Below are 14,156 nucleotides of genomic sequence, written 5' to 3' on the forward strand. Positions count from 1 at the left end.
GAGGACTCCTTGAAACACCCCTTGTTCATCAAGCTGCTGGGGCTGGCAGCCATCGTGCTGCTGCTCATGGTCGGGCTGGGCCTGATCGAGGACGTGGTGCGCGACCGGCAGCGCTACCGCAGCATGACGGCGCAAAGCGTGGCCGACAGCCTGGCCGGACCGCAGACGCTGATGGGCCCGATGATCCACAGCGCCTGCGTGGAAAGCTGGGATGTGGAGACCGGCAAGGGCGAGGAGCGCCGCACCGTGGAGCAGCGCCGCGAATTCCTGCTCACGGCCATGCCCGAGCAGCTCAAGCTGCGCACCGGCGCCGCGATGGAAGAACGCGCCCGCGGCCTGCACAAGGTCAACACCTTCAACCTCAAGTCGCACATCACCGCGCAGTGGGGTGCGCTTGGCAGCCTGCAGCCGCAAAGCACCATGAAGGGCTCGCGCATGCACTGCGGCGCCCCCATCCTGATGGTGGCCGTGGGCGATGCGCGCGGCATCCGCATGGCCCAGGTCACGCTGGGCGAGCAGGCGTTGCCGCTCAAGCCCGGCACCTTCCACCCCACCTACACGCGCGGCCTGCATGTCAGCCTGCCCGAGTCGGTGCGCGGCCGGGCCGAGGGCCTGACGGCCACGCTGGACCTGGAACTGGTGGGCACCGAGCGCCTTTCCATCGTGCCCCTGGGCGGCAGCACCGAGGTGCAGATGACCAGCGGCTGGCCGCATCCCTCGTTCTCGGGGCGGTTTCTCCCCTCTGAACGCGAGGTGACGAAAGACGGGTTCACCGCCCAATGGCGCCTGTCGTCGCTGGCCACCACGGCCCAGCAGGACATCGCCAACAGCAAGCGCATCTGCGTGAACGGCCAGGACAGCCCGAACGAGTACGCGGCACCGGGCGGCGGCACCGCCAGCGACTGCGCCGACAGCTTCAGCGTGGCCTTCGTCGACCCGGTGAACCCCTACACCCTGGCCGACCGCGCCACCAAGTACGGGGTGCTGTTCATCGCGCTGACCTTCGTGGCCGTGGGCCTGTTCGAGCTCATGAAGAAGCTGCGCGTGCACCCCGTACAGTACCTGCTGGTGGGCAGCGCACTGTGCAGTTTCTTCCTGCTGCTGGTGAGCCTGTCGGAGCACCTGCCCTTCGGCATCGCCTACGGCATCGCGGCCACCGCCTGCGTGCTGCTGCTGGCCTACTACGCGAGCCACATGCTGGGCAGCCTGGCGCGCGGCATCCCGCTCGGCGCAGCCATTGCCCTGCTGTATGGCCTGCTCTACGTGCTGCTGCAGCTGGAGCAGACCGCGCTGGCCGTGGGTGCGATCGCGCTCTTCCTGGTGCTGGCGGCCGTGATGGTGCTGACCCGCAAGGTCAACTGGTACGGACTGACCCCGGCTGCCAACACGCCCCGCCCGCCCGCCCAACCTGGGTTGGCCACCGCCACCCAGCCAGGGAGCCCGTCGTGAACACATCCGCCACGCGACAGCCTCCGTCGGCCTGGGAGCAGCACTTGGCAGCGCCTGCCGCTGCGCCCGCACGGTCTTTGTCGAGTGCCGAGGCCCGGCGCGTGCAACGCCACCGCGACCAGTTGCTGGCCGCCCTGCGGGCGCAGGACCGGGCCGCGCTGCAATGTGCCAAGCAGGCCGTGCTGCGGGCCGCCTATGGCCCACCGGATACGCCGGGCACGCCGGCCTCGGCCGCCCTGCGTGCAGCGCTGCGCGACCTGTCGTGGCACATGGCGATCCTGCGGCTGCCGCGCCACCCGGCCGGCTTGCTGGAGCGCTGAGGACGGGGCCCGGCGGTGGCTCAGGCAGCCACCGGCTGCGCCGGGGACGAGCAGCCCGCGCCGCCGCAGCCATGCACCAGCCCGCCGGGCAGCGCGTCCGGTGCGTTCACCACGCCGGTGGACGCGTCGAAGCCCACACGGCGCAGGTGCAGGGCCAGCGCCGCGTCCATGGTCTGCGCATGCTGGGGAAACCACAGCGCCAGCTCGGCGGCCATCATGCGCAGCACCTGCAGGTCGCCCTGCCCCGCCTGCGCGGCGCCTTCGCGCATGACCTGCAGCACCACCTTGTGCTGCATGCTGTGGCAGTTTCCCGAGGCAAAGCGCGTGGCGGCCATCCACCGATCCTCCATGCCGAAGTGCTGCTCGGTGTGGGCCACGAGTGCCTGCCAGTGGGCCAGCAGCCGCGCGTCGTCCGAGCGCTCCACCTGGGCCAGGAGGTCGACGAACTCCTCGTGGGTTTCGTCCATCAGCGGCAGGTCCAGTGCCAGTGCGTCAGACCATTCCAGTGCTGCCATGTGCCATTCCGTTCTTGCAAACCATTGAAGGGCCAGCTTAGGGACTCCCGGCCCGGGCCGCTTTGACCCAGGTCAGACAGCGCCGCCAATGCAAAAGCCCCGCACGGGGCGGGGCTCTCCTGGGGCACCGCCGCTCCTTGCAGGAGCAGGGGCCGGGTTCAGCGCGCTCAGCTCTGGCCGTACATGCGCTTGGCGTCGTCCACGCACTTGGACTTGGCGTCGCCGCTCATGGCGTCGCAGCGTTCCTTGGCGGCCTTGTAGTTGGCTTCGTTCTTCTCAGCCGTGGCGTCCTTGCGGGCTTCGGCGACCTGGGCGCCCTTTTCTGCGGCATTGTCGGCGGGCTTGGCTGCGGCCTTGGCGACCTTGGCGTTTTCCTTGGCGGTGGTGTGGGCTGCCTTGGCATCCTTCACACACACGTCCTTGGCGTTGCCCTTGAGGTCATCGCACTTTTCCTTGGCCACATCGTAGTCGGCATCGGCACGTGCCACGCGGGCCTTGTTCGTGGCCTTGTCGGAAGGCTTGTGCTGGGCATCCAGCTCGGCCTTGGCGACGTTTTCGGCGCCCTTGGCTTCCTTGACGCAGATGTCCTTGGCGTTGTCCTTCAGGGTGTCGCAGTTCTTCTTGGCGGCTTTGTAGTCGGCCGAGATCTTGTCCTTGGCAGATTTGTACTCGGCGTCGGTCATGGCCATGGCGGAAGTGGCCAGCAGGCCAGCGGCAATGGAAGCGATCAGGGTACGGGCAAATTTCATGGTGTTCTCCTCGGGGTCTCAGGGTGTCTTGTAGGGCGATGAAAGAGCGATGTGCATTCGGTGGCCCGCCAACTGCAGGGTATTGGGCCCTGGAGGGTTCTGGCTACCGGTGCGCCACGGCCATGTCAGTCGTTGAAGCGGAAGTCGGGGTGGCGGCTCTGCCAGTCGCTGAGCTGCTTTTCGGCGGCGTCGCGGGCAATGCCCTGGCGTTCCTGCAGCTTGCCCAGGAACTGCTCGCGCTTGCCATCGATGACGTCGAGGTCATCGTTGGTGAGCTTGCCCCACTGCTCGGTGATCTTGCCTTTGAACTGCTTCCAGTTGCCCTTGATGGTGTCTTCATTCATGGTGTGCATCCTCCAAACATGTCGCTTCAGCCATCCACTCGGATTGCGTGGAACACTTGCGTGATGCGATGGAGAGACTGTAAGAACGGGCCCGCCTGCGGGGCGTAGTCCGCACCATGGAACCCGCGTCGGCGCATGCCTACGGCTTTGCCGGACAAACGCCCGTTAAGGCGTTTGGACCGTTTGTGATCGCCGAAAAAAGCGGGTGTTGCAGCAATGCATCGGAAAAACCCGGCCTGCTCTCTGTGGCGGCACCCGGGCGTTTCTTTTGGTAACGCTTACTAGCATGTAGGGAATGCAACTTTTGTAGGAGGTTGCCTACACTTCTCTACAAATCTTCACAAAAGTCGCTATGACACACGCCCACGAAGCTTCCGATGCGGCGCTGGCAACACCGTTGCCCGCCCGCGCGCCCTCCTCTTTGTCGCCAGCCGATGCAGCACCAGGCGCGTCGGACTCCGTGGGCTCCCCGTGGCTCAAGGTCTCGGCTGCAGTCGCGGCCAGCGCTGCGCTGGCCGCGTGCGGCGGAGGCGAGGCCGAGGCCGAAGCCCCCCAGGCCCTGCGGCAGGCCGACAACGCTCCCCATATGCCGCTGTTGGGCGACATGGGCGGTTCGGGCTCCTTCCGGTCGGACCAGGCCGCCAGCCGCACGCCCACGCCCGATGAGCTGATGGACTGGGCGGAGATGGTGTTCCCGCAGTTCTTCGACTCGCACCAGGCCACCATCACCAACGGCGCGCTCGTGTTCCGCTACTACGGCGGCACGCGCAACTACCTCGGGGTGTACCAGGGCAACGTGGTGGTGCTGGGCCCGCCCACCAACAACGCCGTGGTCAACGTCGGCGCGCTGGCCAGCTTTGGCGATGCGGTCTTCTCCAGCGGCCGGCCGCTCAACGACCCGGAGGCTGCGCGCTTTCTGCTGCAGGCGGGCTTTGCGGCGACCACGCAGGACATCGCCACAGTCCGCTCCATCGGTTTCGAAGCCTGGCTGAATTCGCAGTTCAACGCGCCCATCGGCATCTCGGGCTGGGAATGGCTCAACCAGCGCGGCTATGCCACGGTCGACAACTCCACGGCCTACTACGACAACACCTACCCCGGCGACTGCATGATCTGGTCGCAGCTCATGACTTCGCCCGATGTCCTGCGCAAGCGGGTGGCGCTCGCGCTGTCGGAGATCTTCGTGGTCTCTCTCTCGGGCCTGGACTTCAACTGGCGCAGCCACGCCATCGCGCACTACTGGGACACGCTGGTCCTGCATTCGTTCGGCAACTTCCGCAACCTGCTGCAGGATGTGTCGCTGAACCCGGCCATGGGCTACTACCTCAACACCCGTGGCAACCAGAAGGAGAACGCGGCCACGGGCCGCCAGCCGGATGAGAACTATGCGCGCGAGGTCATGCAGCTCATGTCCATCGGGCTGGTCATGCTCAACATCGACGGCACCGTGCGCCGCGACGGCGCGGGCCAGCCGATCGAGAGCTACAGCCAGTCCGACGTGACCAACCTGGCGCGCGTGTTCACAGGCTACGACTACAACCAGTCGCTGAACCAGCAAGGCACCGTTCCCGGCACCACGCGCACGATCCCCAACACGGCGTTCACGCGGCTGCCCATGTCGCTCAATGCCTCGCTGCACTCCAGTCTGGCGGTCAATTTCCTGGGCACCACCATCCCGGCCAACACGCCGGGGGCTGCAGCCCTGGCCACGGCCATGGACACCCTGTTCTACCACGGCAATGTGGGTCCTTTCATCTGCAAGCAGCTGATCCAGCGCCTGGTCACCAGCAACCCCTCGCCAGCCTACGTGGCACGCGTGGCCACGGTGTTCAACAACAACGGCGCCAGCGTGCGCGGCGACATGAAGTCGGTGGTCAGGGCCATCCTGCTCGACGATGAGGCGCGCTCTTCCGCCGGCCTCACGCAGCCGGGCTTCGGCAAGCTGCGCGAGCCCATGCTGCGCCTTGTGCAGTGGGGTCGCACTTTCAACATCAGCTCCGGCTTCGGCAGCTGGAAGATCGGGGACACCAGTTCCGCCAGTTCGCGGCTGGGCCAGAGCCCGCTGCGCTCGCCCTCGGTGTTCAACTTCTTTCGGCCCGGCTACGTGCCGCCGTCGACCACCCTGGCCCAGAGTGGCGCGGTCGCGCCCGAGTTCCAGCTGGTCAACGAAAGCAGTGTGGGCGGCTACCTGAACTACATCCAGGGCGTGATCCGCAACGGCATCTACGTGAATGCGCCGGACGTTCCCTTCAACAGCAGCAACGGCACCAACGGCTACGACATCAAGGCGCTGTACACCCACGAGATGGTGCTGGTCGTCGACCCCGATGCCCTGGTCGCGCGCATCAACCTGCTGATGTGCGCGGGCCAGCTGTCGGCCGCCACCGTGAAATTGATCAGCGATGCGATCAAGGCCACGCCGGTCACGGCAGCCAGCACCGATGCCGTCAAGCTCAACCGCATCGCGTCGGCGATCTTCCTGGTCATGGCTTCGGCCGAGTACCTCATCCAGAAATAAGAGGACGCGCTGCCATGCACCTGCTCCAACCCGAACTCCACACCCGCCGTGCCTTCCTGCGCCGCAGCGGCCAACTCGGCCTGGCCGGTACCGCCCTGCCCTTTGCGCTGAACCTGGCCGCCATGGGCGAGGCCGCCGCCTTCACGGCCACCGATTACAAGGCCCTGGTCTGCGTCTTCCTCTACGGCGGCAACGACTACGCCAACACCGTGGTCACCTACGATGACCCGAGCTACCTCAAGTACAGCGCCATCCGGGGCGGCAACGGTCTCGGCGGTGGTGGCATCGCCATCCCCAGGGATGCACTGGGCGCCACCTTGCTCAGCCCCACGGCCGCCCTGCCCGGTGGTCGCCAGTACGCGCTGCACCCGGCCATGTCGGGCCTCACGGGCCTGTTCAACAGCGGCAAGGCCGCCGTGCAGCTCAACGTCGGCCCGCTGGTGGTGCCGCTGACGCGCGCCCAGTACAACGGCTCCAACCGCAGCCTCTACCCGCTGCCGCCCAAGCTGTTCTCGCACAACGACCAGCAGTCGGTGTGGCAATCGTCCTCGCCCGAAGGCTCCACCATCGGCTGGGGCGGCAACATCGGCGATCTGGCCCTGTCGTCCAACGCCAACTCGCTGTTCACCTGCATCTCGGTCACGGGCAATGCGGTGTTCCTTTCGGGCGACTCGGCCCTGCAATACCAGGTGAGCACCAGCGGTGCGATCCCGATCAATGGCGTCAAGAACAGCGTCTATGGCTCCACCGCCGTGCGCTCGGCGCTGACCAGCCTGATCCAGCAGACCAGCGGCCAGACGCTGGAGAACGAATACAACAAGGTGACCACGCGCGCCGTGACCTCCGAATCGCTGGTCACCACCGGCATCGCGGGCGTGAACCTGGCCACGCCCTTCCCCGCCAACAACGGCCTGGCGGACCAGCTCAGGATGGTGGCGCGCCTGATCGGCGCGCGCGGCACCATGGGCACCAAGCGCCAGGTGTTCATGGTCTCGATGGGCGGCTTCGACCTGCACGACAACCTGATCTCCCAGCAGCCGGGGCTGATGCAGCGCCTGAGCGATGCGATGACCGCCTTCCACAGCGCCACGGTGGAACTGGGCATCGCCGACAAGGTGACGGCCTTCACCGCGTCCGACTTCGGCCGCACGCTCAACTCCAACGGTGATGGTTCCGACCACGGCTGGGGCAGCCACCACCTGATGGTGGGCGGCGCCGTCAAGGGCAAGGCCTTCTACGGCTCGGCCCCGCCGGTCAGCAACACCAACACCACCGCGCCCGACGACCAGTGGCATGTGGGCCAGGGCCGCCTGCTGCCCAGCACCTCGGTGGACCAGTACGCGGCCACACTGGCCAAGTGGTTCGGCGTAAGCAGCACCGAGCTGGCCGGGGTGCTGCCCAACCTGAGCCACTTCGGCGGCGCCGAATACCCCGTGGACTTGGGTTTCATGAACGCATGAAGTGAACACCCCCTGAGTCGCTTCGCGCCTTCCCCCTCTCTCATATTGCTTCGCAATCTGGGAGGGGGACGCCCCCGGTGCGGCGGGGCGGCCCTTGCACGGGGGCACTGGCTTTGGCGCACGCCAGTTTCGTGCGCAGCGGGTGTCGTGCAGCGCAATGGGCAACTGACCCAGCGAACCAACGACGCCAGCGATTCCGTATTGGGATGGTCCCGCGCGGACTGCCCATAATGCAGCCATGAGCAGCATTCCCAATACACCCATCCGTCCCCGGGTCGTCATCATCGGTTGCGGGTTTGGCGGGCTCGAAGCGGCCCGCGCACTGCACGGCAGCGCCATCGATGTCACGGTCATCGACAAGACCAACCACCATCTCTTCCAGCCCCTCCTGTACCAGGTGGCCACCGCCGGACTCTCGGCGCCGGCGATTGCAGCCCCCGTGCGCCACCTGTTTCGCAAGCAGCCCAACGTGACCACGCTGCTGGGCGAGGTGGAGCGCATCGATGTGGCCGCACGCAGCGTGCTGCTGCAGGGTGGCGATGCCCTGCCCTACGACCACCTGATCGTGGCTGCGGGCGCCACCCACAGCTACTTCGGCCGCGACGACTGGGCCCCGTTCGCGCCCGGCCTCAAGACCCTGGACGACGCTTTCGAGATCCGCCGCCGCATCCTGCTGGCCTTCGAGGCCGCAGAGCGCGAGGGCGACCCGGTGCGCCGCGCCGCCTGGCTCAACTTCGTGGTGGTGGGCGGTGGGCCCACGGGCGTGGAGATGGCCGGCACCCTGGCCGAGATCGCGCGCCACACCCTGCCTGGCGAGTTCCGCCACATCGACCCGGCCAGCGCCAGGATCATCCTGCTCGAAGGCGGCACGCGGGTGCTGCAGGCCATGCCCGAGGCCCTGAGCCAGCGCGCCAAGGAGCAGCTGGAAAAGCTGGGGGTGGAGGTGCGCGTGAATGCCCGGGTCACCGCCATCGACGCCACCGGCCTCACGGTGGCCGGCCCCGCGCCGGGCGGAGACCCTGCCGCCACCAGCTACACCATTCCCAGCCAGTGCATCGTGTGGGGCGCGGGCGTGGCGGCATCGCCGCTGGGGCGGCTGCTGGCCGACGCCACGGGCAGCACCACGGACCGTGCCGGCCGGGTGGTGGTGGAGCCCGACCTCAGCCTGCCCGGCCACCCCGAGATCAGCGTGGTGGGCGACCTGGCCGCGGCCAAAAGCCATGTGCCTGGCCAGGAACCCACGCCCGTGCCCGGTGTTTCCCCCGGTGCCAAGCAGATGGGCCGGGCCGCCGCGGCCAACGTGCTGCGCCGCCTGGCCGGCCAACCCGCCCAGCCCTTCCGCTACCGCGACTACGGCAACCTGGCCACCATCGGCCGCAACGCCGCCGTGGTGGACCTCACCTCGCCCATGGGGCCGGTGCGCTTTTCAGGCTATTTCGCCTGGCTGTTCTGGCTCTTCGCCCACGTCTACTTCCTCATCGGCTTTCGCAACCGCCTGGTCGTGCTCATGGACTGGGGCTGGGCCTACTGGAGCTTCGCGCGCTACGCCCGCGTGGTGACCGGCATTGAAGGCGCCAAGAAACAGCTGCGGGAATAGAACCCACAGCCTGTGCGCACGCACTGCCCAAGCCAGAGCAACCGTGCAAGGGCCGCCCCGCCGCACGGGTTGCGTCCCCCTTCCCGAATTGCGCAGCAATTCGAGAGAAGGGGTGAAGGCGCGAAGCGCCTCAGGGGGATGTACCGAATCAGTACCCAGCGCCGATCGCCAGCGGCAGGAAGGTATCCACTGCCCCCAGGACGCCCGGCGCCGAACCCACCGAGGTGTAGCTCAACTGGCCGTTGCTGATGGACAGGATGGTGCCGGTGTCGCGGTAGAAGCGATAGTACTGGTTGCCGGAGGTCAGCGAAGGGGCGAACGAGGGCTTGAACATGGTGGGGAAGGTGTCTTCCGCATAGTTGAACAGCCGGTCCTCGGCGCGCGTGACCACCGCCTTGAACGGTGCCAGGCCGCCGGCCTGGCCCAGGCCCGTGAAGTTCATCACGTAGCTGATGGCGCCGGTGGAGGGGTCCACCTTGAACAGCTTGTCGAAGGCGGCGCCGTACAGCGTGTTGCTGTCGCCCTCGGCCAGGCCGTAGACCGACGTGGCCAGGCCGAAGCTGCCCACGTTGGCCGACTGCTGGTTGTTGCGCAGGTTGACGATGCCCAGCGAGTCGTTCTCGCCGGCAAAGAACAGCCGGCCGTTGAGGTAGGCCAGGTCGCCCGCCGACTGCGCGGGCAGGGTGCCGGCGATGGTGGACTGCGCGTTGTCGGGGTTGATCTGGTAGAGATTTTTGTTGGTGCTGGAGGCACCGAACAGCCGGCCGCCGCCGTCGAAGGTGAGCGCGTTGGCGCCATTGATGCCGTGCTTGCCGATCAGTGTGGCGTTGCCCGCCGCATCCAGGCGGTACAGCGAAGTGAAGGTCAGCACATACAGCGTGCCGGCGGCGTTGGTGGCGATGTCGGTGATGGAGCCGTCCACCGTGGGGCGCGACACCAGGGTCAGGGACTTGGCGTCCACATCGACGAGCATGATCTTGCCGCTGTCCTGCACATAGAGCTTGTCACCGGCCCAGGCGGTGGTGGCGGTGGCGGTGGCGGCAAGGGCGATGGTGGCGGCGCAGGCGGAGCGCAGCAGCGATGGCTTGAAGAACATACGGAAAATGACCTCGGCAATGAAGTGGTTCGGAGCCTGCGGGGGCCAGGGTGGCTCAGCGTGCGCCACCCCGCCACGTGCCCACAGGGCGGAGAAGAAGAAAAACCAACCTACAGCTTCTCGCTGCGGCAGGCACCAGGCGTTTGTGCACGCCAGGAACGTACTGACGATCCATGCGAAGCCGTGTCGGGCAGCGCCTGCGGTTGCTGCCCGGCAAGGGACTTGAGCGGCCCCGAACAGATCGTCAACACGGTCCGGACCATTATGGAAGAGGGTTGCTTGCCGGGGCACCCTACCAAAGTAGGGTTTGGGCCGAATACACAAAGTGTTTCAACCGCGGCAGGCCACCCGCTGCGGGGGCTGGCGCCTCAGCGCGCCTGCACCACCTGCTCCAGCCATTCGTCGATCTCGCGCGCGGCCTGCTGGGCTGCCTCGGCAAGCGCGCGGGTCCCTCCCGCCGCATCGGCCGTGGCCGCAGGGCGCTGCACGATGAAGACCCGCTGGCCCACCAGGTTCTCGCCCAGCGGGGTCGGTTCGGCCACGGTGGCACGCAGGCGCACCAGCCCCGCGCTCTCGGTGGCGCTGCTGAACACCTGGCTGAACTCTTCGAGCTCCAGGCGCAGCACGGTCGGGCGCTTGTTCGCCACGCGGGCCTGCACGGCCGCATCGCTGGTGTTCAGGATGGCCCGGCGCAGGCCCAGGTGCTCGCGGATGCGCTGCTGCACCAGCACGGCCGGAGGCTGGCTCCAGCGTGCCTGCGCATAAGGCCGGGGCTGCTGGGCATCGGCGTAGGCCAGGCGGTAGAGCACCGAGGTGCTGCTCTCGGGCATGCCGGTGGCTTCCACATCGGCCAGGGCCAGCGGCGGCAGCGGGGCGCGGCGGTCGCTCGGTGCCGTCGCCATGGCGCCGGGGCCGAAGTCGTACTGCACCGCCCGTGTGGGAGGGCCGGGCAGGGCCGAGCAACCGGCCAGCAGGGTGGCGGCGCACACCAGGGCGACGCTCCGGCGCTCCAGGCGTCCCGAGACAGTGCGTTGGATATCCAGCATGGCGATGTACTCCTTGAATGCGTCGGACAGCGCCATCAGCGCGCGGCACCGGGTGCGGCAAAACCCTCTTCGCCCGGACCGGGGGGGATGCGGCCCGAGCCATAGATGAAGGACTGCGGGTTGTCGCTCACGCTGTTGGCGGCCCGGCCGATCTGGCGCGCCGTGCGCGACAGTTCATCGGCCGCGCGGGTGACGCGCGGCAGGGTGTTGCTGCCCAGCGCGTCGGCCGCGCGCGTGAGCGCCTGGGTGCCCTGGGTGATCTGGTCGATGGCCCCACCCTCGGCCGCAAGCCGCTGATTGGTGGCATTGATGCCCGCCGCCATGTCCGACACGCTGGTACCGGCCTTCTGCAGCGACTGCAAGGTCTGGCGGGCATCGCCGGCCAGCGCTGGCAGCGACGCCAGGGCCGGGTCCAGCCGCGTCTGCAGCGTGGTGTCCAGGCGTTTGGTGAGCGCGTTGACACTGCCGGCCGCCTGGCCGATGTTGCCGATGGCTTCGGTGAGCAGCTTCTGGTTGTTGTCGCCGAGCAGCTGGTTGATGCGGCGCGTGGCCTCCTCCACCTGGCCCAGGATGGCCGGCGCCTGCTCGGCCAGGCGGCCAAACGGCGAAGGCTTGAGCGGCAGGCGCGGCAGGCCGCTCGGACCGGGCGGCAGCTCGGGATACGGCGAGGCCGCATCGTCGAGCTGCACGTGGGCCAGGCCGGTGACGCCCTGGTAACCCAGCACGGCAAAGGTGTTGGGGCTGATGGGGGCCTGCTCGTTCACGGCAATGCGGATCAGCACATTGCCATTGACCTGGGGATCGAAGCCGATGCGCGTGACCTTGCCCACGGCCACACCCTTGTAGCGCACGGTGGCCTGGGGCTGCAGGCCGCTCACACCGTCCTTGGTGGACAGCTCGTACTGCTCGTAGTTGGCGTTGTCGCGCGTGAGCCAGATCGCCAGGCCCGCCAGCATGGCGGCCACCACGATGACGAAGATGCCGGCGGCGAGTGCGTGTGATTTGTTTTCCATCAGGCGTCCTTGGAAGTCTGCGTTGGGGCCGCGGCCGGCTGCCCGGGCGAGCCTGCCAGGGGGGCCATGGCGCGCTGGCCACGTTCACCCATGAAGAAGTGCTCGATGAAGGGATGCTTGAAGCGCGCCACCTCGGTGGGTGGCCCGGTGACGATGACCTTCTTGTCGGCCAGTACGGCCACCCGCGTGGACAGGGCGAACAGGGTATCGAGGTCGTGCGTGACCATGACCACCGTGAGGCCCAGCGCCGCGTGCAGCTCGCGCAGCAGCGCGCAGAACTCGTCGGCGCTGTTCGGGTCGAGCCCGGCCGTGGGCTCGTCGAGCAGCAGCAGCGGCGGGTCCATGATCAATGCCCGCGCCAGGGCCACGCGCTTGACCATGCCGCCCGACAGGTCGGACGGCATGCGGCTGGCGTGCTCGGGCTTGAGGCCCACCATCTGCAACTTGACCAGCGCGGCATCGCGCACCAGATCGTCGGGCAGGGTGCCCTGTTCGCGCAGCGCGAAGGCCACGTTGTCGAGCACGTTGAAGGCCGAGAACAGCGCCCCATGCTGGAACAGCATGCCCACCCGGCTGGCCGCGCCCGCGCGCCCCATCTCGGAGGCCGGGCGGCCGAGCACCGTGACCGTGCCGCGCGCGGGCCGCGCCAGCCCCAGTATCTGGCGCAGCAGCACCGTCTTGCCCGTGCCCGAGCCGCCGACCAGCGACAGCATCTCGCCGCGCTGCACGGTGAATTCGAGGTCCTGGTGCACGGCGAAGGCTTCGCTGCTCTTGCCGAACACGCTCCACAGGCCCTTGACCTCGACCACGGGCGGGGTGCCCGGGGGCACGTCCAGCGCCTGCGGCCTATTGCCAATGGCAGCGATGAGAGCGGTGTCTGTCGTGGTGGCCATGGCGTCAGATCCCGATGCTCTTGAAGCCGATGGCAAACAGCGCATCCACGATGATGACCATGGTGATGGACGTGACCACCGAGGCCGTGGTGCCCTCGCCCAGGCTCTGGGTATTGGGCTTGACGCGCAGGCCCCAATGGCAGCCGATGAGCGCGATGCAGGCACCGAACACCACCGACTTGGCCATGGCCAGCCCCAGGTTGCCGATCTTCACGGCGGAGGGCAAGGCCTGCACGAAATACGCGGGCGAGATGTCCATGGCGACGTCGGCGGCCAGCATGCCGCCGGCCAGCGCGGCCAGCGTGGTCCACACACTGATCAGCGGCATGGCCAGCGCCAGCGCCAGCGTGCGCGGCATCACCAGCCGAAAGCCATGCGGGATGCCCATGACGCGCATGGCATCGAGCTCTTCGGTCACGCGCATCACGCCGATCTGCGCAGTGATGGACGAGCCCGAGCGCCCGGCCACCAGGATGGCCGCCAGCATGGGCCCGAGTTCGCGGATCAGCGAGATGCCGAGGATATTGACGATGAACGACTCCGCGCCGAACTGGCGCAGCTGCAGCGACATCAGGTAGGCCAGCACCACCCCGATCAGGAAGCCGACCAGCGCCGTGATGGGCAGCGCCGTGGCGCCCATGCGGTACAGGTGGCCCGACACGTCGCGCCAGGGGCCGCGCTGGGGCGCGCGCGCCAGGCGCAGCAGGTCCAGCACCAGTTGCCCCACCATCTGCAGCATGTGGCGCGCATGGTCCACGCCATGCAGCACCAGCAGGCCCAGGTGGTCCACCTCCTTGGCCAGGCTCCAGGGCTCGGGCGGCGGCGGCTCGGCCACGGTGAACTCGGCCACGCGCTCCAGGATGTCGCGCTGGATGTCGGTGAGCGCCAGGCGCTCGGGCCAGGCGCGGCCCCAGTGGTTCCACAGCAGCTGTGCGCCCACGTGGTCCAGCCACTGCAGTTGGCGCAGGTCCCAGCCAAGCCCGGCACCGCCCGGCTGCGCCTCAAGCTGCGCGGACAGGGACTTCCACTGCCGGCGCGTGCCCAGCTCTGCAGCACCCCAGCGGCCATGCAGCAGCAGCCCCGGGCCTTCGGGGGTGTCGGTGCGGGCAATGCGCGGGGCAGGGTCGGTCATGAAACGGGCGGCGCAAGCCACCGG

General features: G+C 68.0%; 13 protein-coding genes. 5 read left to right on the plus strand and 8 right to left on the minus strand.

The genetic code is table 11. From position 1 onward, the window contains the following. Positions 1-9: 9 nt before the first annotated feature. Together creD and AC07PF_RS27620 are read left to right on the plus strand one after the other, a co-directional pair. The gene (gene creD / locus AC07PF_RS27615) at positions 10-1,449 is read left to right on the plus strand and encodes a cell envelope integrity protein CreD (RefSeq protein ID WP_494614031.1); all 1,440 of its coding nucleotides are present in this window, start codon (positions 10-12) and stop codon (positions 1,447-1,449) included. Beyond that, complete coding sequence (locus AC07PF_RS27620; RefSeq protein WP_035202568.1) at positions 1,446-1,769, plus strand: hypothetical protein; 324 nt, start codon at positions 1,446-1,448, stop codon at positions 1,767-1,769. Before creD ends, AC07PF_RS27620 begins: the two co-directional genes overlap by 4 nt. Before the next feature lie 20 nt (positions 1,770-1,789). Here AC07PF_RS27620 and AC07PF_RS27625 read toward each other — a convergent pair whose 3' ends face one another. The 3 genes from AC07PF_RS27625 to AC07PF_RS27635 form a co-directional block, all read right to left on the minus strand. Next, a complete protein-coding gene (locus AC07PF_RS27625) occupies positions 1,790-2,284 on the minus strand; it encodes a hemerythrin domain-containing protein (protein WP_494614032.1) in 495 nt (164 codons plus the stop codon). A gap of 167 nt (positions 2,285-2,451) precedes the next feature. Next, a complete protein-coding gene (locus AC07PF_RS27630) occupies positions 2,452-3,033 on the minus strand; it encodes a hypothetical protein (RefSeq protein WP_494609013.1) in 582 nt (193 codons plus the stop codon). 125 nt (positions 3,034-3,158) lie between these two features. Then, positions 3,159-3,377 (minus strand): CsbD family protein, encoded by a 219-nt coding sequence (locus AC07PF_RS27635; RefSeq protein WP_007851196.1) that lies wholly within the window; start codon positions 3,375-3,377, stop codon positions 3,159-3,161. Positions 3,378-3,729: 352 nt separating this feature from the next. Between AC07PF_RS27635 and AC07PF_RS27640 the strand changes: the two genes are divergently transcribed. From AC07PF_RS27640 to AC07PF_RS27650, 3 genes are all read left to right on the plus strand, one after another. Beyond that, positions 3,730-5,895, plus strand: coding sequence for a DUF1800 domain-containing protein (locus tag AC07PF_RS27640; protein WP_494614033.1), 2,166 nt, complete (start codon positions 3,730-3,732; stop codon positions 5,893-5,895). 14 nt (positions 5,896-5,909) lie between these two features. Then, on the plus strand, positions 5,910-7,355 hold the full coding sequence (locus AC07PF_RS27645) for a DUF1501 domain-containing protein (RefSeq protein ID WP_494609011.1): 1,446 nt from the start codon (positions 5,910-5,912) through the stop codon (positions 7,353-7,355). A 238-nt stretch (positions 7,356-7,593) separates the two neighbouring features. Beyond that, positions 7,594-8,952, plus strand: a complete 1,359-nt coding sequence (locus tag AC07PF_RS27650) for an NAD(P)/FAD-dependent oxidoreductase (RefSeq protein ID WP_494614034.1) — start codon at positions 7,594-7,596, stop codon at positions 8,950-8,952. 148 nt (positions 8,953-9,100) lie between these two features. On the opposite strand, the gene AC07PF_RS27655 is transcribed toward AC07PF_RS27650, so the two are convergent. The 5 genes from AC07PF_RS27655 to AC07PF_RS27675 all read right to left on the minus strand — a co-directional run bounded on the left by AC07PF_RS27655 (position 9,101) and on the right by AC07PF_RS27675 (position 14,132). Continuing rightward, positions 9,101-10,048, minus strand: coding sequence for an NHL repeat-containing protein (locus AC07PF_RS27655; RefSeq protein WP_494614035.1), 948 nt, complete (start codon positions 10,046-10,048; stop codon positions 9,101-9,103). A gap of 368 nt (positions 10,049-10,416) precedes the next feature. Continuing rightward, complete coding sequence (locus AC07PF_RS27660; RefSeq protein ID WP_494614036.1) at positions 10,417-11,094, minus strand: ABC-type transport auxiliary lipoprotein family protein; 678 nt, start codon at positions 11,092-11,094, stop codon at positions 10,417-10,419. Between the two features lie 35 nt (positions 11,095-11,129). Next, complete coding sequence (locus tag AC07PF_RS27665; RefSeq protein WP_494614037.1) at positions 11,130-12,107, minus strand: MlaD family protein; 978 nt, start codon at positions 12,105-12,107, stop codon at positions 11,130-11,132. Further along, positions 12,107-13,000, minus strand: coding sequence for an ABC transporter ATP-binding protein (locus AC07PF_RS27670; protein ID WP_494614038.1), 894 nt, complete (start codon positions 12,998-13,000; stop codon positions 12,107-12,109). The genes AC07PF_RS27665 and AC07PF_RS27670 overlap by 1 nt, the downstream gene beginning before the upstream one ends. 4 nt (positions 13,001-13,004) lie before the next feature. Then, positions 13,005-14,132: an MlaE family ABC transporter permease gene (locus AC07PF_RS27675; RefSeq protein ID WP_007858141.1), complete on the minus strand. Its 1,128-nt coding sequence runs from the start codon at positions 14,130-14,132 to the stop codon at positions 13,005-13,007. Positions 14,133-14,156: the final 24 nt, after the last annotated feature.

It is taken from the genome of Acidovorax sp. GW821-FHT10A04 (assembly GCF_059415825.1).

Bases quoted from the DNA above. Each gene is read 5' to 3' on its own strand.
- AC07PF_RS27625 (WP_494614032.1), bottom strand. From the start codon at position 2,284: ATGGCAGCACTGGAATGGTCTGACGCACTGGCACTGGACCTGCCGCTG.
- AC07PF_RS27630 (WP_494609013.1), bottom strand. From the start codon at position 3,033: ATGAAATTTGCCCGTACCCTGATCGCTTCCATTGCCGCTGGCCTGCTG.
- AC07PF_RS27635 (WP_007851196.1), bottom strand. From the start codon at position 3,377: ATGAATGAAGACACCATCAAGGGCAACTGGAAGCAGTTCAAAGGCAAG.
- AC07PF_RS27640 (WP_494614033.1), top strand. From the start codon at position 3,730: ATGACACACGCCCACGAAGCTTCCGATGCGGCGCTGGCAACACCGTTG.
- AC07PF_RS27645 (WP_494609011.1), top strand. From the start codon at position 5,910: ATGCACCTGCTCCAACCCGAACTCCACACCCGCCGTGCCTTCCTGCGC.
- AC07PF_RS27650 (WP_494614034.1), top strand. From the start codon at position 7,594: ATGAGCAGCATTCCCAATACACCCATCCGTCCCCGGGTCGTCATCATC.
- AC07PF_RS27655 (WP_494614035.1), bottom strand. From the start codon at position 10,048: ATGTTCTTCAAGCCATCGCTGCTGCGCTCCGCCTGCGCCGCCACCATC.
- AC07PF_RS27660 (WP_494614036.1), bottom strand. From the start codon at position 11,094: ATGCTGGATATCCAACGCACTGTCTCGGGACGCCTGGAGCGCCGGAGC.
- AC07PF_RS27665 (WP_494614037.1), bottom strand. From the start codon at position 12,107: ATGGAAAACAAATCACACGCACTCGCCGCCGGCATCTTCGTCATCGTG.
- AC07PF_RS27670 (WP_494614038.1), bottom strand. From the start codon at position 13,000: ATGGCCACCACGACAGACACCGCTCTCATCGCTGCCATTGGCAATAGG.
- AC07PF_RS27675 (WP_007858141.1), bottom strand. From the start codon at position 14,132: ATGACCGACCCTGCCCCGCGCATTGCCCGCACCGACACCCCCGAAGGC.